The organism is Bradyrhizobium sp. SBR1B, from assembly GCF_014198205.1.
GTDB lineage: Bacteria > Pseudomonadota > Alphaproteobacteria > Rhizobiales > Xanthobacteraceae > Bradyrhizobium.
This window is the reverse complement of record NZ_JACIHC010000012.1, coordinates 44324-61785: the sequence shown is the minus strand read 5'-3', so window position 1 is coordinate 61785 and position 17462 is coordinate 44324. Positions and strand designations below refer to the sequence as shown.

At 62.9% G+C, this 17462-nt stretch carries 18 protein-coding genes and 1 pseudogene; 2 read left to right on the top strand and 17 right to left on the bottom strand.

Annotated features, from left to right (window positions below; genetic code table 11):
- Window positions 1-17: 17 nt before the first annotated feature.
- On the top strand, window positions 18-602 hold the full coding sequence (locus GGD61_RS26175) for an invasion associated locus B family protein (RefSeq protein WP_183231538.1): 585 nt from the start codon (window positions 18-20) through the stop codon (window positions 600-602).
- A 15-nt stretch (window positions 603-617) separates the two neighbouring features.
- Here GGD61_RS26175 and GGD61_RS26170 read toward each other — a convergent pair whose 3' ends face one another.
- The gene (locus GGD61_RS26170; protein ID WP_283806118.1) at window positions 618-986 is read right to left on the bottom strand and encodes a response regulator; all 369 of its coding nucleotides are present in this window, start codon (window positions 984-986) and stop codon (window positions 618-620) included.
- Window positions 987-1181: 195 nt separating this feature from the next.
- Window positions 1182-1805: a response regulator transcription factor gene (locus GGD61_RS26165; protein WP_183231537.1), complete on the bottom strand. Its 624-nt coding sequence runs from the start codon at window positions 1803-1805 to the stop codon at window positions 1182-1184.
- A 308-nt stretch (window positions 1806-2113) separates the two neighbouring features.
- On the opposite strand from GGD61_RS26165, the gene GGD61_RS26160 reads away from it, so the two are divergent.
- Window positions 2114-2797 carry a helix-turn-helix domain-containing protein gene (locus GGD61_RS26160; RefSeq protein ID WP_092252051.1) on the top strand — a complete coding sequence of 228 codons (684 nt, stop codon included), beginning with the start codon at window positions 2114-2116 and terminating at the stop codon, window positions 2795-2797.
- A gap of 288 nt (window positions 2798-3085) precedes the next feature.
- Here GGD61_RS26160 and GGD61_RS26155 read toward each other — a convergent pair whose 3' ends face one another.
- The 15 genes and pseudogenes from GGD61_RS26155 to GGD61_RS26085 form a co-directional block, all read right to left on the bottom strand.
- Entirely contained in the window at window positions 3086-3535 is a 450-nt protein-coding gene (locus GGD61_RS26155; RefSeq protein WP_183231536.1) for a potassium channel family protein, read from the bottom strand.
- A 379-nt stretch (window positions 3536-3914) separates the two neighbouring features.
- Window positions 3915-4340 carry a hypothetical protein gene (locus GGD61_RS40740; RefSeq protein ID WP_246786053.1) on the bottom strand — a complete coding sequence of 142 codons (426 nt, stop codon included), beginning with the start codon at window positions 4338-4340 and terminating at the stop codon, window positions 3915-3917.
- A gap of 69 nt (window positions 4341-4409) precedes the next feature.
- The gene (locus tag GGD61_RS26145; RefSeq protein WP_183231587.1) at window positions 4410-5054 is read right to left on the bottom strand and encodes a transglycosylase SLT domain-containing protein; all 645 of its coding nucleotides are present in this window, start codon (window positions 5052-5054) and stop codon (window positions 4410-4412) included.
- A 96-nt stretch (window positions 5055-5150) separates the two neighbouring features.
- Window positions 5151-5636: a hypothetical protein gene (locus GGD61_RS26140; RefSeq protein ID WP_183231535.1), complete on the bottom strand. Its 486-nt coding sequence runs from the start codon at window positions 5634-5636 to the stop codon at window positions 5151-5153.
- 66 nt (window positions 5637-5702) lie between these two features.
- Window positions 5703-6218, bottom strand: a complete 516-nt coding sequence (locus tag GGD61_RS26135) for a YbjN domain-containing protein (RefSeq protein WP_183231534.1) — start codon at window positions 6216-6218, stop codon at window positions 5703-5705.
- Window positions 6219-6236: 18 nt separating this feature from the next.
- The gene (locus tag GGD61_RS26130; RefSeq protein ID WP_210311194.1) at window positions 6237-7283 is read right to left on the bottom strand and encodes a peptidylprolyl isomerase; all 1047 of its coding nucleotides are present in this window, start codon (window positions 7281-7283) and stop codon (window positions 6237-6239) included.
- The gene (locus tag GGD61_RS26125) at window positions 7280-7879 is read right to left on the bottom strand and encodes a hypothetical protein (RefSeq protein WP_244550577.1); all 600 of its coding nucleotides are present in this window, start codon (window positions 7877-7879) and stop codon (window positions 7280-7282) included. Before GGD61_RS26125 ends, GGD61_RS26130 begins: the two co-directional genes overlap by 4 nt.
- 2 nt (window positions 7880-7881) lie before the next feature.
- Window positions 7882-9720, bottom strand: coding sequence for a putative porin (locus GGD61_RS26120; protein ID WP_092252037.1), 1839 nt, complete (start codon window positions 9718-9720; stop codon window positions 7882-7884).
- A gap of 53 nt (window positions 9721-9773) precedes the next feature.
- Window positions 9774-10493 (bottom strand): TonB C-terminal domain-containing protein, encoded by a 720-nt coding sequence (locus GGD61_RS26115; RefSeq protein ID WP_092252035.1) that lies wholly within the window; start codon window positions 10491-10493, stop codon window positions 9774-9776.
- Window positions 10490-10975: a hypothetical protein gene (locus tag GGD61_RS26110; RefSeq protein WP_244550576.1), complete on the bottom strand. Its 486-nt coding sequence runs from the start codon at window positions 10973-10975 to the stop codon at window positions 10490-10492. The genes GGD61_RS26115 and GGD61_RS26110 overlap by 4 nt, the downstream gene beginning before the upstream one ends.
- 59 nt (window positions 10976-11034) lie before the next feature.
- On the bottom strand, window positions 11035-11439 hold the full coding sequence (locus GGD61_RS26105; protein WP_018319914.1) for a biopolymer transporter ExbD: 405 nt from the start codon (window positions 11437-11439) through the stop codon (window positions 11035-11037).
- A gap of 5 nt (window positions 11440-11444) precedes the next feature.
- Window positions 11445-13431: pseudogene (locus GGD61_RS26100) on the bottom strand (DUF2341 domain-containing protein).
- A complete protein-coding gene (locus GGD61_RS26095; protein WP_092252975.1) occupies window positions 13431-15098 on the bottom strand; it encodes a ShlB/FhaC/HecB family hemolysin secretion/activation protein in 1668 nt (555 codons plus the stop codon). The pseudogene GGD61_RS26100 and the gene GGD61_RS26095 overlap by 1 nt, the downstream one beginning before the upstream one ends.
- A gap of 299 nt (window positions 15099-15397) precedes the next feature.
- Window positions 15398-16387 carry a FecR domain-containing protein gene (locus tag GGD61_RS26090; RefSeq protein ID WP_092252029.1) on the bottom strand — a complete coding sequence of 330 codons (990 nt, stop codon included), beginning with the start codon at window positions 16385-16387 and terminating at the stop codon, window positions 15398-15400.
- A gap of 419 nt (window positions 16388-16806) precedes the next feature.
- Window positions 16807-17349: an RNA polymerase sigma factor gene (locus GGD61_RS26085; protein ID WP_092252027.1), complete on the bottom strand. Its 543-nt coding sequence runs from the start codon at window positions 17347-17349 to the stop codon at window positions 16807-16809.
- Window positions 17350-17462: the final 113 nt, after the last annotated feature.

Below are 17462 nucleotides of genomic sequence, written 5' to 3'. Positions count from 1 at the left end.
GATCCGTAGGTGAAATCATGCCCAATGCCCGTGACTGCCTTGCCAGTCTCCTGCTTATCGCCATCGCCGGCGCCACGGCGGCGCCCGGCCATGCCGCACCGAAGGGCACCCAGGCCGAGACGCCGCCCGAAGCCGCCACACGTGGTCAGCGTGAAGCAAAGGACATCAGCTACGGCGGTTGGCAGAAGCTCTGCTTCAAGGCGGGAGGCGCGCCCACACTGTGCCGGACCTCGATCACCGGCCAATTCGCGACCGGACAGACGGCGGTGCGCGTCGATCTGATCGAGCGCGAAGACGCCACCACGGCCCGGCTGCAACTGTTCGTGCCTGTCGGCATGTACCTGCAACATGCACCCAGGTTGAGCGTCGACCAGGGCGCGCCCTTCCGCCTGCCCTACACCTGGTGTCTCACCAATCTGTGCATCGCCGCCGATGTGGCGGCGCCGAAGATCATCAGGGAAATGGAATCCGGCAAGACCCTGACGCTCGAACTCGTCGATTCGAACCTCCTGGCCCTGACGACTTCGATTCCGCTGGCGCAATTCGCCTCAGTCCACAAGGGAACGCCAGCCAGGACGCTCGAGCAGCAGATCGACGAATAACGGCCGGAGTCGATCTTACGAGGTGCCGGCGCGTTCGACGGACTCGATCAGTGACTTGCCCGTAAAGGGCTTGATCAGATAGGCGATGCAGCCGGACCCAAGCGCCGCAGCGCGGTTCGCGGGGCTGTCGTTGCCGGTGATGTAGATAACCGGTGCGGTGACGCCCTGCTCAGCCAGTCTTCGCCGGACGTCGATGCCGGATTTTCCACCAAGATCGATGTCGAGGACGATGCAGATCGCGGTGTAGAATTTGCCGTGCTGGAGCAAGGCCCTCGCGGAGTCGAACAGCGTGGCGTCGAAACCGTGCCCACGCAGCAACCTGCTCAGGCTGGTCCGCATGGACTGATCGTCATCGACGACAAAAACGGACGGGCATAGCGGCAAGGCGATCTGCCTTTCGGGAGATGAACGAACTGCGAGGGCTGTGACGGCGGTGGGATACTGCACACGCTTGCTTTGCGTTGCCGACCCGGCGCCTGTGCATCATTGCGCACGACTCGCCGTGCACTGTCAACACGCCTCGATATTGTCCTTTGGGGCAATCACACCGTGGGAACCGGGCTTGCGGTGACGAAGCAGCTAATGCTCGTTCGTACCGAGCATTCCGAGCCGTTCCGCGATCGAAACGAGTTCCGCAAGCGAATGAACCTGCATCTTCTCCATCACCTGATGGCGGTGAGCTTTCACGGTGCGTTCGGTCGTCCCGAGTTCATGCGCAATCTGCTTGTTGATCCGGCCGCGCACGATGAGATTGAACACCTGCCCCTCGCGTTGCGTCAGCGTGGCCAGATGAGCCCGAAACGTCTCCAGCTTGCTGCGCTGGGCGCGCGCCGTCCGCTGACCCGCCAGAGCGCGTTCGATCGCATCGATCAACTGCTCGGAGGATATCGGCTTGGTCAGGAAGTCTTCCGCACCTGCCTTGATCGCCCGCACGGTGGTCGGCGTGTCTGCATGCCCCGTCAGGAAGATGATCGGCAGCGTCGAGCCGGACGCGATCAATCGCGCCTGCAAATCGGGGCCGCTCAATCCTGGTATGCGCACGTCGAGCAGAATGCATCCGGCCTGCTCGGGATCCAGCGCAGACTCCTCCAACTCCAGCGCCGACGCATAGGTCGCGACCTCATAGCCCGCGAGCTTCAGACGCCGTGCTATCGCAGTCCGAAAGGACTCGTCGTCATCAACCACGTGAACGAAACCCGGCACCTTCAACCTCTCGCCCAGTTCCAGCGAGGACCATTGACGTCCTCTCGCTCGACAAAGTCAGCTTCAACAGTTTGAGAACCGAAATATCTGCTTGCAATGAGCCAAATCCCCGCAGCGGCAGCGCTTTCTCATTCTGCGCACCAAGCGCCAGAAGCTGTCCCTTGGTACAATGAACCTAGGGACAATGGATTGAAATACTGCCTTGGGCGTAAATCAACCCGGCGGGAGCGGGACAGCGCGGCGCATTCCCAGCAGCGAAAATACTCGTCGAACGGACCAAATTCGGCGATGAGCTGAGGACTTGGCCTATGTTTGTTCGCATCACAACCGATTCCGCACTGCGTCCCAATTCCCTCCGTGACCTCGGCATGACCAGCGATTCAAATGCGCTCGTCAGTTTAAGCGAATTTTCGTACAGAAAAGGCACCGAGATTTACGGTGAAAAAGAGCCCGCCGAATATGTCTATCAGGTCAAGGCGGGCGCGGTGCGAAGCTACAAGCTGTTGTCCGATGGTCGCCGGCAGATCGGCGCATTCCACCTCATCGGCGACATCTTTGGGCTCGAGAACGGTGGGGAGCATCGATTCACGACGGAAGCGGTCGTCGACACCACGGTGCGCCTGATCAAGCGGCAAAGTCTTGAAACGGTGGCCGAAAGCGATGCCATGGTAGCCAGAAACCTGCTCAGCATGACCACGAACAACCTCCAGCATGCGGAAGACCACATGCTGTTGCTCGGCCGCAAGACCTCGCTGGAGCGGGTCGCGGCGTTCCTGCTCGAAATGGACAAGCGGCTGACGGCGGCGGGCGTCATTGCGCTCCCGATGTCGCGACGCGATATTGCCGACTATCTCGGCCTGACGCTGGAGACCGTCTCACGTGCGCTGTCGCGCCTGCACGAGCTCGGCATCCTCGGCTTCATCGGCAACACCCAACGGCAGATCGTGTTGCTCGACCGGAACCAGCTCGCCAGCCTCGATCTGCAGCCTTGATCTTGGTTCGACTTGCACCCGGATCAGCGTCTACTAGACGGCGCGTGACGCGTCGTCGATAGAGATCGCGCGACCTCAATACGCCGGTGACGATGATTTGAACGCCCATGCAAAGCAGCAGGAATGCTGACAGTTTCGTTACCGGTGCTTCCTCGCCGAACAGCCGCGCCATGAAAGCGAGCCCGTACGGGTTGATGATCGCGAACAGATCGCCCAAGCCGAACAGGAAATCGGCGATGAGTCCCGATCCCGTCACATCATCCACGCCGCTCCGTTGCGGTGCTCGGATTACCCCCGAACCGGTCCAGATGCCTTGACGGCTTCGAGATGGTCGAGCGTCTTGCGCAGGACCTCGAACAGCACGGCCGCCGACCATCCAAACAGCAGCACCCCGTTCATAGCTGTCAGTGGGCCAATGAGCCGCCACTCGCGAACGGGCGTGACATCACCGTAGCCGAGAGTTGTATAATTGACGAAGGCAAAATAGAGCAATCCGTTCTCGACACTTGCCGCGCCGACAATGCCGTAAGTCGCGGCCCACACGAGGACTTCGAGTGTGTGCGCGACCATCAGCACCACGGCGGTGGCCATCATCACGCCCATCAAGTGCGATCCCGGCCGCGTCGTGTGACGCAAACCTGCGCTGCGGGCTATACCGACCGCGACGACGGTCACCAGTGCGTGCAGCCCGATACCGACCAGGCTAACAAGCGTGCCGACGAGAAACTGAAGCAACATAGCGCCCACCGCATTGCAACTGGCTGGTCCTGGTCTTCGATCACCGAGTTCCGAAACGACTGCGTCGCCACAGCTGCATCAGGTCAGCTGCTCGGCCATGCGTAGCTGGGCGCCGCCGGCAAGCGTCGCGATTGATCCACGTCAATGGTGGATCGCATCATGGGGGCCACGGAAAAGCGGTGAGATAACATGCGGACCCTATAGTCGTTCAAGTCCACCCCGGGAATAGCAGATTTCATGACTGCGCCGGGCCCCGGTGACAGCTTCGCGAAGCATCCAAAGCAGCTCCGCCGTGGGAATCTGATTGCTTCGTCAGCAAACCGTCGCGAGAGCTGAGACGCTCTCGGAGCACGATGCCGCTAACAGGCCTTGGATCCCTTCATCGATGCCCGATCGGCGAGGAGAACACCGGCGGCGGCGGCCGGTAGGGAGTGACGGAAACTCCGAAGTTCCGGCCATATTGCTGCTGAACACCGGGGATGTTGACGACCCCGAGCTTGGGGTCAGGCGATCTGGCATCGATGGGCGGCAGATTGATGCTCGGATTGACTCGATCGACCTCCCTCCTGAGCTTCTGGTTGAGACAGTCCATCGATCGGCTGGAACCGATTTCTACCTCTACGCATCTGTCGGGCAAGGCCGGCGCGCGGCTGCCATTGGGCGGGGCCGACATGCGGCCATCAGGGGCGATCCTGGGTGCGCTGCTTCCGATTACGATCGGCGGAAGAATGTTGATCTGCTCTTCGGCCACGGCTTGTGACAGGAGACAGGCTGTCAGAACGAACGAAGGCGCTACCAGCCGCATCGCGATCTCCTCTTCCAAAGAGTGGGCGCGAACTGGCTCACCCGGACAATCCGTTCGTGCGCACGGCCCCTATCGCCCTGCCCGCACCTGCGCAACGAGCGCGCTGAGCTGGGTGTTGAGCGCAACAATATTCACCGTGCCCGTTCGCGATAGGCCCAGACATTTCCGCCCGCAGCCGCGGCCCGATGGAGCCGGCTCGCCAAACGTCGGCACCGGAACACTGCCGGTCACGCGAAAGCCGCGAGCGGTGAGCTTGGAACGCACCGCCATGCAGTAGTTCACCGAAAGGAATGAGAAGCGCGTTTCGCCATGGCCGGCGCGATATTTCATTGCGGCGGTACAGAGGTCGCCGCCGGCGAGGCGCCAAGCCTTCGCAAGATAGACGACACCGTAATGGATGTTGATCTCGGGCACGGCCAGATCGGCCAGCGTGCCGGAGAAACCGAGCATGCGTGCCGTCGAGGGCAGGATTTGCATCAAGCCGACTTCGCCGACCCCGCCGACGGCCCGAGGATCATATCCGCTCTCCACAGCCATCACCGCCTCGGCGATCTCGGGCGCGAGACCGGCCTGCGCGGCCTCCTTTTCAATCAGGGCGCGATAACGCGAACCCGCATCGGGGGCTCGCGGTGGCAGCGCTTCGACCGCAGCGTGACCAGCGTCGACCGTTTTCGGTGCCGAGGTCGTCTCGGCGCGAGCGCCTGCCGGCAACAATTGGGCAAGCAGAAGCAATCCCGGGACCAAAGCAGTCGACGGCAACGACATCATTGACCGCGCCAAGCCAGCGCTCCCGTTGCGGGCCGACATTTCCTATTTCTCCTGCTGCAATCGATCCGTCGCCCGCAGCGAGAACCGCAAGTGCAGCGGTTGCAGCATCTCGGGCGGTGGCACACCAACATTTCCTCCGGTCAGCAAGGCCCGAAGCTCGACGGAAGCCTTGGGGTCATCGAGTCCGTCAAACTCGACGCGATGCAGCCGACCGTCCGACGATACCCAAGCTCGCAGAACGAATGTCACAGGCGCCGCATCGCCGCCTGTGACGCGGCGGTCCAGGTACTCCTGGAAATGTCGTGCCCTTTTGTCGTCGGACGCCAGTCGCTGCTCGATCTTCTCCTTCAATCGCCCTGCGAAGGCCTGCCAAGCCGGCGGAGCTGCATCGGCCGCACGGTAGTCGCTCCTGTCCGCGGCAACGGGCGATGCGTCGACGCCAGCTGCGGCGGCAAGCAAACCGGCCGCCGCAGCCAGCGAACCGGCGATTCTATTCCACCACGTTGCGCGGGATTCACGGTCGGCCATCGTCAACATGTCTCGCTGGACTTGCGAGCGAACTCTTTCCGAACGCCTCGGGGACATCGCAACGAGCTACTGAAGAGCGGCCGCCGGGCCGCCGACGTCGGCGTTCTCATATTTGGCTGCCTGTTCGACCGGCGCCGTCGTTCCCTTCCTGGCCGGCAGCTCGCGAAGTTCATCGCGCAAATAAACGATCAGCTCCTGGACCAGGCGATCCCAGATGTCGATCTGCGCGCGCAGATGGTCCGCGGTCACGCCGCCCGCGACCGAGACATCCAGGGAAAGCACGAGGAACTGCTGGCTGAGTTGAAGACGCGCAAACCGGCGCGTCGCGTTCCAGCGATTGACCAGATCGGGTGGAAGCTCGCCCTGAACCTGGAGCACCGCAGTAAGGGCTGCATCGACGAAACTCTCCGCGTCCGCGAGCCAATTCCCCGGACGAATGTCGAAGGTCAGACCGCCAGTCGCCGAGCGGAGATAGGTCAGATTGACCACGGGATCGGTGAGCTCCTCCACGCGGTAGCCGACCTGTTGCAGTGCTGAACGCAGATCATTGAGGGTGAGCTTGACGATAATTGTATTGGACATTGCTAACTCCACTGCGACTCATTTCCGGGAATTGTCGAGCAAACCCGAAAGGGCAAGCTCGTTGAGAATGGGCGGGTTCTGCTTGAGCAATTCAGCGAGATAGGCCCGCCGCAGCGCGGTGGCCCGCTCGCTGCGCATCTGCTGCACCAGCTGATCGCGCACTTCGGGCAAGGTCCGGGTGTACGCCGCCTTGGTGTCGATCAGCTTGATGATGTGCCAGCCATCGTCGAGCCGGACGGGCTCTGAGATCGTATTCCTGGCCAGTCCCTGCACCTGCGCCTTGATCTCCGGCCGGATCTGGTTGTCGGCCACCCAGCCGAGATCGCCGCCGCCTTTTGAATCGCTCTCCGCCTGTGCAATCGCGCCGAAATCGGCGCCTGGCGCCTTCAGCTTCGCCTGGATTGCCTCGATCGCCTTCTTCGCTTTGTCGTCAGCCGCTTTGTCGCCCTCGGTCGCTGCGACGAAAATCTGCGCGAGGTGGAACTGACGAGGCACCAGCAAGGCGCCGCGGTTGGCGTCGTAGACCTTTTGGACCTCGTCCTCGCTCGGGAAACTCTCTGGAGGCGTCGACACCGATTGCAGATAGATCTCGACCACGGCGTTCTCGCGCACGCGATCGAGCTGCGCCGCGACTTTGGGCTGCTGATCCCACTTCTTGGTGATCACCTCCTGCAAGACCAGCCGGTTGGCGAGCAGCATGCGAACCGCCTGGCTCAGCAGCGCCGGGTCCTTCGCGAGCGCCGCTTGCTCGCGCGCTCCCAGCGCGCCGACGTAAGCGCGGAGCTCCTCCGCCGAAATATTGGCATCGCCGACCCGGGCGATGACATCGTCGCCGCCGGTCGTCCTGGCGGAAGCAAGCCCCTGGGTCGACGGTGCGGGGGTCGCCGACATCGGCGCTGTCGCGGCGGGAGCCGCCGGCTTCGGCTTCACCGCGGGTTGAGCCGGACGTTGAGGCGCCGGCGCGGTCTGGGCAAATGCCGTCTCCACCGACAGGCTCAAGATCGCCACGGCAGCTCCGACAACAAGGGTCGATCTCGACGATCGGATGACGTTGGGACGGTTCATGGTGTTGCCTTCTGGTCAAGCAGCTTGTCGACACTTTCCTGGACGAAATTCTGCGCGCCGACGCGGCCTAGACCCGTCAGCGGCTCGCTCGCGACTGCGGCGTCGCCCAGTGTCAGGCTGCGATATCGATTGAGAATGTCGCGGCCGACATTGACGAGTTGCACGTTCTTGGCCTGGCAGCTCTTGGTGCTGGCCTTGAACGCCGCCGCCTCGCCTTCGAACTTGGCACGCTCTGCGTCCTTGGTGCGGGCGACGGTGGCGGCCTCCTCGTAAGCGACCTTCCACTTCTCCAGCGTCTGGTTGCGCTCCTCCAGACGCTGATTGAATTCGTCGACTGCTTCGCGATGCTGCTTCTGAAGTTGCTTCGCTTCCGCCTTGGCCGCATCGATCTGCGCCTTCAGGGCCGCCTTCTCGCGGTCTGCGTCCGCGATCTTCGCCTGCAGCGCCGTGCGCTGGTCCTCCATCTGCCGCGCCTGCGCGATGGCGCTGCGCAGCGCCTCGCGCAAGCGGTCGGTCTCGCTTTCGGCATGAACCTCGCCACAGAACATCGCGGTCGCGATTACGGCCGCCACGAGACCGGTAATCCGGGAAAGCATGATCAGAACCTCGCGTTCAGATCGACTTGCAGGACATCGACGGCGTAAGGCACGCCTGCGATGTTGTTCGCGCTCAGCCAGCGGACGCTGGCCCACACGTCATCGCTGAGTCCGACATTGCCACCGACGAAGTAACCCTTGAGATTGGTGCCGCCGAGCCCGAAATCAGAATCGACGAACGCGTCGATGGTGGCGTCGGATTGCAGATATTTGTAACCCGCATGCACGTTCCAATCCCAGAGATGCTTGATCTGCCTATGGCCGACGGTGACGCGGCCGAGCCATCCCTGATTTCCGCCGTTGAAGGCACCTGGCACACCGGCCGCGACATCGGGCCCGCGGTTGTTGACGGCATATCGATTCATCAGATTGCGGTCAAACGCGCTGTTCCAGACGTACTCGCCGTCGAGCACGATATGCACCGGGTGGAAATGGCCGAGATCGAACTGTACGCTGCCGACGACAGGCCGATACTGCCCGACCAGACCAAAATATTGAAAGAGCGGCGGCACGGCCACCGCCGGGTCGGAGACGATATTGCGCAGCGTCGTATAGGTGTTGCCCTTCTGGGCGAACGACGGCCGGGTCACATCGCTGTCGCACAGATCCGACGATGACTGCACCAGACAAGGGCTGGAGAAGCGTCCCTGGACATTGGAGAAATCGTAATAGGCGGCGGCGACGCGCATCGAGGTTTCGGAGCTGAGGCGCGCCGCCACGCCCGCCTGGCCGCCGAACAGCCATTTGTCGTGGCTGGCGAACTTCGTGACCCCGCCGGTGTTCGCATCGAAATTGGTACCGATGTTGAAGTCGGTATTGTAGATCGGGAACGCACCGGCTACCGCGAACGGCGTGACGTCCTTGGCGATCTCATACTTTCCTTGCACGGCGAGGCCGTCGAAGCCGAGATCCTTGTGCCAGACGAGATCGGTCGGCGACCAGAACGGATTGTCGAAGCGGCCGACGGACACCGACAGGTTTCCATCCCAGGATTGATGCTTGAGATAGCCCCGATCGAGCCACAGCGCGTATTTCGAGAAGTTGCCGCCGTTCGCGCCAAGCGACTGATTGGTGGAGACCGGCGAACTGTTCTCTCCCGTCGCGATGCGTATGCCCGCGGTAAACCCATTGAAGATGTCGGCCTCCATGCCCAGGCGGGCGCGAAGCCGGGCCTGGTGCCGGTCCTGCGTGGCGTTGTAGGTCGGCGCGAAGCTGTTGCTATTGAGATCGTACGGCGAGCCCGTATTGATCGCGTTGAAATTATAAGCGTGAAACTGATCGTTGCCTTCCGGAAAGAAGCTGCCTTGATAGCGCGAGCGTATATCGCCCGTGAATCGGATCCGCTGCGCCCACTCCGGATAGGCGCCGGGCGAAGCCCAGTTTTCCTTTTGCGCCTTGGCCATCACTTCCTTCTTGATCTCCTCGCGCAGCTGCCGTTTGACCACCTCCGGCACGTACGTGACGTGCCGGGTGCCGGGCGGCGAGGCAGCCGCAGTTGCTGCGGTCGCGGCCTTTGCCGCTTCATCGGCCTTGGCGGCGGCGTCCTTCGTGGCCTGGCGCGACACATAGGCTTCGTCGTCGGCCTGCTTGATCAGCGCCTGGGCCTGCTCCTCCTTGATCACGCCTTGCTTCACCAGCAAGTTGACCAGATTGATCGTCGTGTTCGACGACAGCGGCTTTGCGTCGGACACGGTGGGACGCTTGGCTTCGGACTTCTTCGCCGCCATCGGGCTCTGATCCGGTGCGGCCTGGCCAAAAGCGGGCGCCGCGACGGCAAGCGCACACAGCGATATGGCGGTCGACGACGTCAGGCGGCGTACGTCGCGTTTCTTCTTGAACATAAGTCCCCAGTCCTCTGCTAGTCACTCGACTCGAACGAATTGGTTGCGGCGGATCAGCTTGGCCGGCGCGCCGTGACGCGCGTCACCATCGGCATCGGCATGTCCCTGGGTGGCGGCTCCCTCAACACGAGACTGCCAAGCACGTCGTTGCGGATAGCGGCGTCGAGCTCGGCGTCGCCGGTCGACGAGACCAGCTGAATGCGACTGACGCGGCCAGTCGCATCGGCCCACAGCCGGATTTGCACCTGCATCGTCGCATTACGCGTCTTGCCGTTGGCGCGGAGCGCCGCCTCGATCTGCGACTGCACGATGGAGGCATACCAGCCCCAACGACTGCCGCCGCCTCCTCCGCCGCCATAGGGGCTGCCGCCCACCTTGCTGCCGAGATTGAACAGGTCGCCGGGCCCGACGGCCTTGGCGTCGAGTGCCAGCGGACCCGGCGGCTCTTCGTTCTTGGCGTCCTTGATCGGCTCGTCCTTCGGCTTCTCGACCGGCTTGTCTTCCTTGAATTCGGGCTCCGCCATCTTCGGCTGCTCGACCATCTTCGGCTCGGGCGGCGGTGGAGGTGGCGGCGGAGGCGGCGGCGGCGTGATCGTGACGACGGTCAGCTCGCGCACCTGGCGCGGCGGCGGCATGTCGTCGTGGCCGACGAGCAGGAATATCATGACGCCAAGGACGCCGATGATGGCCAGGGCAGCACCGTAACGCAGCCATGATTTCGCTCGCGGCAAGGTTGGCGGTCGCGGACCGCCCTTCTCATTCGGTGTCGTCATGACACCGCCTCGAGCGCTACCGGTTCGGAATTCCTGCCGGTGACGTACTGCACGACGAAATTCACGACCGTATCGAAATCGGTCGTATCCAGCGTGATCGTGGCATCGGGAGCCGCCTCGATGACGACGTGATAGGTGGCCTGATCGGGCAGGAAGTCGACATAGGCAACGCGATCGATCGACAGGCGCGAGCCTGGGCAGCGCGACATCGCCAGAAGCAGCGGATCGCGCTCGGGCGCGCGGCTCGCGACTTGCTTGCGCAGCAGGTCCGCAAGCTTGACCAGCAGGGCTTCACCGCGGATCGGGAAATGAAGCACCGTGCCGATATCGGGCGCGCTTCGTCCGACGCCGGCTTGCTCGACCTCCCGCATTCCAGCAGTCGGTGCCCGCGGCTCGAGCGAATGCGCGCTTACGAGGGTCGATGGCACGTCGACGGCGGCCCGGTCCGCACCGGACGATATCCCGCGAAGCCATGCCCACAAGGCCCTGGCTCCCCTTCGTGGATCGGCGCGCATAACCATGGAGGTGCCCATTCGTTCCGTCACTTCACAAGCGGCTTGGTCGCGAGCCCGACCTGCGTCAGGCCGACACGGCCAAGCAGGTCGAGCACGTCCATCACGCTCTGATATTGGGCTTGCGCATCGCCGCGCAGCACCACGGGGAATTCCGGCGTCAGGGCCTTCTGCTGCACCAGGCGCTGCTCGAGCTCCGGCAGCGTCACCGGGATCGTATCGAGAAAGATCTTGCCGTCGTTGGCAACCGTGATCGCCTTGGTGGTCTGGGTAGCGAGGCTCGGCGCAGCTGACGCTTTCGGCAGATTGACCTTCTGGCCCTGCACAGTCGCCGTCGTCATGATGATGAAAATCACCAGCAGCACGTAGGCGAGATCCAGCATCGGAGTGATGTTGATGTCGTCATACGGCTTGGAGTCGTTCTGGACCTGCATCGTCGTTACTCCGCGGCGATGCTGCGTTCGATCTGGTCGGCGGAGTAGAACTCCGCCATTTTCGTCACGAACTCGTCGACGAAGACCTGGATGTCGGTGGTCAGATCCTTGATGCGGGAGATCAGGTAGTTGTAGCCGAACAGCGCCGGGATCGCGACGCCCAGGCCGGCGACCGTCGCGACCAACGCGGCGGCGATGCCCGGGGCGATCGCATTGACGTTGACGTCTCCGCTGGCTGCGATGGCGGCGAAGGTGATCATGACGCCAACGACGGTGCCGAGCAGGCCGAGGAACGGTCCGCCCGAGATCGCGATGGTCAGCACCACCATGAGCCGGTTGAGCCGTTGCGTCTCCTTCACCGAGCCGCCGTCCAGCGCGGCGCGGATGGCGGCAATCGACGCGGCCGAGAGCACCGGGATACGCTCGCCCTTTCCGGCGAAGCGATGGCGGATCTCCGATGCCCCGATATGGTAGATGCGATAGAGCGACGACGCCTGCATCATCTTGGCATCGACTTCGTCGATCCGGCCACCCAGGGTCCAGATCTCGTCGGCGTCGCCGCGATCGAGCATGGTGAGATCGGCCGCGAGCTCGCGGAAGCTCTTCATGAAGCGCGCGTTGGCCTTGGCTTGCTTGTTCAGGTAGGAAGCCCTGTCGTACATCACGACCCAGCTGACGACCGCGAGGATCAACAGGATGCCGATCACGATCCAGCCGTCGAGCGTCACCGATTTCAGGATCACTGCGAAGTAACCCGACAGCCAGCTCGCGGTCTCCTCGTCGACGCTGAAACTCACGAGCTTGGCCTGATTCGGTCCCTGCCCGGTGGCGACGAACTTGATGAAACCCGGCGACCGCGCAACCTTTGCGAGCTGCAGTTCGTCGATGTCGCCGACGAAGCCGGCCATGGCCGCGGCGGCAACAGTTGCGGCCTCCGGTGCCGGGGCTGACGCATCCGGAGCTGCCGCACCGTCCGCTGCAGACGATGGCTGTGCCGCCGCGGCACTGGCCACGGGTGACGCAGGCGCTGCATCGCCCCCGACCGTGGCATTCGTGCTAAGCGCCGGCAGCGTTGCCGCGAGCGACGCATAGGGTGAACCATCAAGATAGAGCACGACGTGGCCGCCGTTCGCGACGACGGCGACATGATGCCAGCCATTCGGCGCCAGCGGCGCAGCGGTGCCGCTGCGTTGCGCGGACTCCGCGTTCGTGACCTCCACGAACGGCACGCCATTATCCAGCCCGATAACGAGACCGTTGGCGCCGTCACGGCGGCTATACAGGGCTGCGTTGGGCTGCATCGCTCCTGGCTTGATCCAGGCAGACCATGTGAATGCAGCGTTGTCGCTCAAGGCGAGCGACGATGCAGCCGGCAGAGTCAGCACGCCGCGACCGTCGAAGCGCAAGCCGGTGCCGATCAGCGAGCCGTCTGCGGGCTGGCCGACGCTTTGCGCATTGTTGGCCCAGACCGACGCGTCCAGCGCCGGCGTGCCTCGTTCGTTGAAGTGATAGACCAGCAGCGTATCCGGATCGTAAGTCCCCTTCGGATCGCTGGTCGCGACCGCCTTCTTGTTGCCCGAATAGAGCCAGATGTCGGTCTTGGCGCCGGGCTGAAGGTTGGGCACGGCCACCCAGAGCAGCGCCTCGCCGAGCAGCGAGTCGTATTTCTCGATGTGGTGCTTCAGCGGTGTCTTGTCGTCGCCGGCCACGAAGCGCAGGTCGCTGCCGTCATCCTTCGGATGCAAAGCGGAAATTTCCGACATGCAGCCGAACCAGGACGGGCGCAGTCCCGATCGGATCGGTAATGCCGGCACCCGATGCGCTGGCGTCGATCGTGATCTTCTTGCGGAGCTGCCACTCGTCGTTCCACCACGCCCTGGCAGGCGACGGACACAACATTGCGGCCGCAACCAACGCTGGCACCAGTCCTGTCAGAGCTCGCCGAAGCGCCGATCGGCACACGCCAGCCATATGATCCCATCCCGCAGTCATCAGAATTCACCCCAGATTCGGAAATTGACGCGCGGACTCCTCGCGCTCGAGTAGGTCTGACTGACCATCGGCACCGAATAAACCAGCGTGCCGTTCAGGTAGTCGAACATCTTGAATCGGCTGCCGACGCCGTAGCTCCACAGATTGAACTGCGATTGCTGGTCGGGAAGTGCGTTCAGCATGGTCGCCATGCCGGCGTCCGCAAATGCGAACGCCCGCCATTCGTTGAAGATCGTGAAGCGCGCCTTGCTCTGCCCGGTCTCGTCCTTCATCCGGCTTTGCAGCATCTCGCCCACATTGGGGCTGCGCAGCTCGAGATTGCCGACAACGCCGTTGTCGCCGAGCGTCTCCGACTCGAGATAGCCGCGCACGGTGTCGAGGCCGCCGACGCTGAACTGCTCGCTCGAGACCAGCGGTCCGTCCGCGACCTGTCCCTGCACCTTGCCGTAGAGCTGGAAGCCTTCCGGCAATTCCTGGGTATGCGCGACATCGACGTTGAAATGGGTGAAACTGGGGGAAGCCGCGTAGCGCTTGTTGTCGAACGGCACCACGCCATCGCCCAGCGGCCGCAGATTGTAGGTGACGGCGGCATTGAACTGGGTCGTGAACCCCTCGTCCTGGAATGTCGCGCCATAACTTGCGACAAACGGATAATAGGTGACCGGAGACGAGAAGCCGACACCGCCGAGCTTCACGGTCTGATCGAAATGCTTGTAGTCGACCCCGGCCGAAAGCGTATGGAACAGGTTTTCCCGCGTCGGCAGCGTCATCACCGCGCGACTGCCGATGATCTCTCCGGGCCCGATCACGTTCGTGCCGCCCACGGTCGCGACATCGCTGCTCGATTTCACGCCATAGAACAGGACGCTCAGCCAATCGACGTTCTGCACCCGCGCCAGATAGGAGCCGGAAAACACCTCCGCGTCGCCCGGACGTTCCGGCGCGACCTGATAGCTGAAATTGACGGAGTGGCCGAGCTGCCAGAGATTGTCGTAGTGCACCGTGCTGCTGACGCGCAGCGCCGTCGTATTGGGGGACTTGCGGTTATTCACTTCGACGTTGGCATGTATCGGGACCTTGTCCTCGACATTCAGGTCGACGTCGACCGTGCCCGGCGTCACACCGGCGCGCAGGGCGGGAGTTACGCGTCGATCGGGCCATTGGTTGAGCGCGACGATATCCTTGGTAACTTCGTTGAAGTTCGGGACCGTCCCCTCCTTGAGAGAGCCCGCGCCCTCGGCGATCTTGTCGAGCCGGAAATAGCGCGCGTTCTTGACCCGCAGACGGCCGACCTTCAGCTCCGTCACCTTGAGGGTGATCATCCTGGCCTGCGCATTCTGCTGCGGAACGGAGACGCTGACGGTCTGATAACCCCTGTCGTGATATGCCTTCTCGAGTGCCGCCCGCGCCTTTTCGACGTCGTCGGCACTCTTGTTCGGCCCGAGATATGGATACACCGCCTCTTCGATGTCGATCTGCGGGAGCGTCTCGGCGCCCTGGATCGCGAAATCGTCGATGTCGAACCGCTGCACGGCGGCGGCCGGCTTTTGCGCGGCAGCAGCTTCACTTGCCGGGAGAGCGGACGGGTTGTTCGTCTTCGGCGTGCCCGTTGCGGAGACCTTGGCCGCATGGGCTGGAAGCGCGGCAACGAGGCCGCCGGCCAACATGCCCGCCGTCAGACAAAACAACGCCGTGCCCGCCGACGCATGCCGGCGGTGCTCGCAATCAATTCTACTTTTCACAGATGCCCCGCCCGACTCCCGAACCAGCTAAACGAGGTCACGGCCGGACACCGTGATCACGTCCCCTCGCTCTAAAGACGACTGGGCCTCGCCCAACCCGCAAAACTTTTTTGCAAGATCGGGAAACGTTAGCGATTATTTTACGAGCAGCATCTGGCGTGACGTGCCAGCATCGATTCTCGCGCAGTAACGAGAATGGGCCTACCCATCCGGCCGGATGAGGCTCAACCGAGCAGCACAACTCCGCCCGGCAGCGACCGCGCCTGGGCTCCGAACAGCTGCTGAACCTGGGGCACGAAATCCCCGAGCTTGTCGATCTGAAACGTGCCGTTGACCATGCGGCGTTTGAGATCCGGATTGGTGATAATGATCTTGCCGGAACGATAACGATTGACCTCTTCCACGACGTCCGCAAGCGGCCGATCGCGGAAGATCAGGAGCCCCGATTGCCAGGCTGTCACCTGCCCCGGGTCGACCTGCACCGAGGCTTCGATGCCGCCCGGCGAGTAGGACACCTGCTGTGCCCTGCCAAGTCGCACCGTTCTCTCGCCTTGCGCAACATCAACGCTGCCGCTCAGGCAGGTCACCGACACGGCGCCATCGAGGCAACGCGCGTTGAAATCCGCTTCCACCGCGGAGATCTGACCATTCGCCGCCAGCAGCACAAAGGGGGTGGCGGCGGACGTCGCCGCTACAGAGGCTTCACCCGATATCAGTTCAATCCGGGTTTCGTTTGACGCCGAACGCAGCGCGATGCTGGTCTGCGTATTCAGCTCCAGAGACACGTTCGGCGCGACCGCGATTTTGCGCAACTCGCCCTTTCCGGTCCGGTAATCGGCGGAGAGTTCTCCGAGCGACGGCCAAAGGCCAAGCGGCGGACGAACGATTGCGTACCCCACCGCGGCCGCTGCCGCGGCGCCCGCACCTCCCAGAAAGGCGCGCCGTCCAATGGGCCGGGACACCGGTCTTCGTGTCAGCCGTGCGACGTCTCCTGTCACCGGCCGATCCGCCAACTCCTGCGCAGCGACGCCCGCATGACGAAAGACCCGAGCCGCGTTCCTGAAGGCGGCTTCGTGCGCGCCGCTTTGCTGACGCCACGCTTGCAGCGCCTCGACGTCTGCCCTGGTCGGTTCACCCGTCTTGAGGCGAACGACGAAGTCCAGGGCTTCGTGCAGAAGCGCATCCGGCTCAGTTGTTTCGTTGGTCGCGGTCAAGATCCCTAGCCCATCTATCGCACTCGCCAGACCGGTACCCACACCGGGCCAAAGACGGTCAGAGGCGATATGTTATCGATTCCCCTCAATTTCGAACAGCGCCTTCCGGACCGGGACATCGGCCGCAACGCCCCGGCAATCAACGGCAAGACACATCCGCGGTCGGGGAAGCGAGCGGCCGCGACTGCCGGCTTAGCCCACCTTGCAATCGCTGTCACTGCCGTCACCTGCGTCATTCCCCCCGGAAGTCCTCTGTTTAGCTCGCGGCCTGAGACGCCTGCCGGTGCATCTATTCGATAGACGAATGGCGCCCGGCTATCCCGAAGAAAAACCATGCAAGGATAGCCTATCGATCAAACCTTCTGCCTGCGCCAGGCGAAAAAAGCCCTCCGATGCGCCGGGTTGCAATATCGACGCGCTCAGGATCGCGGACGCGGGCCGCCGAGACGGCGTCGCAATGTATGTTCGAGGCTGTCGGCACAATGGCCAAGCGCCAGCTTCAGATCGCTCTCGACGGTCCGGATGCTGACATTGAGACGCGCGGCGACCTGGTGCGCTGGTTGCCCCTCGATCGAAATACTCCGAAGAACCTCGCGGGGCCGTGGCGGCAACTCGGCAAGCGCGCGCTTGAATGCCTCGATTTCCGAACGCGCCTCGACCACTCTGGCCGGATCGGGTTCGTCATCACATATATCGAGAAGCGCATCTATCTCCGACGCGCTGACACGATAGTTCTGCGCTTTCTGGCGATCCTTCGCGATATTGATGGCGGTACGAAAGATGTAATCGGCAGGACTGCGTACGGGCTCGGCATCCGTGACTCGGTCGAGACGCAGAAACGTTTCGTGCAAGGCTTCGTGGGCGAAATCGGCCGATCCTAACCGGCGCGTAAGCTTCCGGATCAGGCCTTCATAGTTCTCGACCAACTGCCCCCGCAGCCGTATTCGATTGCTATCAGCCACGTTTCACGTGCCCAACATACTCTGGTATTTCCGGCGCAAACATTGCCTACGCAACTACTGCAAAAGGTTCGGAAGGTCGTAGCGTTGCCGGGCTACACATTTATGACACAAGG

Coding starts and splice junctions, on each gene's coding strand:
- GGD61_RS26175 (WP_183231538.1), top strand. CDS start 18: ATGCCCAATGCCCGTGACTGCCTTGCCAGTCTCCTGCTTATCGCCATC.
- GGD61_RS26160 (WP_092252051.1), top strand. CDS start 2,114: ATGTTTGTTCGCATCACAACCGATTCCGCACTGCGTCCCAATTCCCTC.
- GGD61_RS26155 (WP_183231536.1), bottom strand. CDS start 3,535: ATGTTGCTTCAGTTTCTCGTCGGCACGCTTGTTAGCCTGGTCGGTATC.
- GGD61_RS40740 (WP_246786053.1), bottom strand. CDS start 4,340: ATGCGGCTGGTAGCGCCTTCGTTCGTTCTGACAGCCTGTCTCCTGTCA.
- GGD61_RS26140 (WP_183231535.1), bottom strand. CDS start 5,636: ATGGCCGACCGTGAATCCCGCGCAACGTGGTGGAATAGAATCGCCGGT.
- GGD61_RS26135 (WP_183231534.1), bottom strand. CDS start 6,218: ATGTCCAATACAATTATCGTCAAGCTCACCCTCAATGATCTGCGTTCA.
- GGD61_RS26130 (WP_210311194.1), bottom strand. CDS start 7,283: ATGAACCGTCCCAACGTCATCCGATCGTCGAGATCGACCCTTGTTGTC.
- GGD61_RS26125 (WP_244550577.1), bottom strand. CDS start 7,879: ATGCTTTCCCGGATTACCGGTCTCGTGGCGGCCGTAATCGCGACCGCG.
- GGD61_RS26120 (WP_092252037.1), bottom strand. CDS start 9,720: ATGTTCAAGAAGAAACGCGACGTACGCCGCCTGACGTCGTCGACCGCC.
- GGD61_RS26115 (WP_092252035.1), bottom strand. CDS start 10,493: ATGACGACACCGAATGAGAAGGGCGGTCCGCGACCGCCAACCTTGCCG.
- GGD61_RS26105 (WP_018319914.1), bottom strand. CDS start 11,439: ATGCAGGTCCAGAACGACTCCAAGCCGTATGACGACATCAACATCACT.
- GGD61_RS26095 (WP_092252975.1), bottom strand. CDS start 15,098: ATGTTGGCCGGCGGCCTCGTTGCCGCGCTTCCAGCCCATGCGGCCAAG.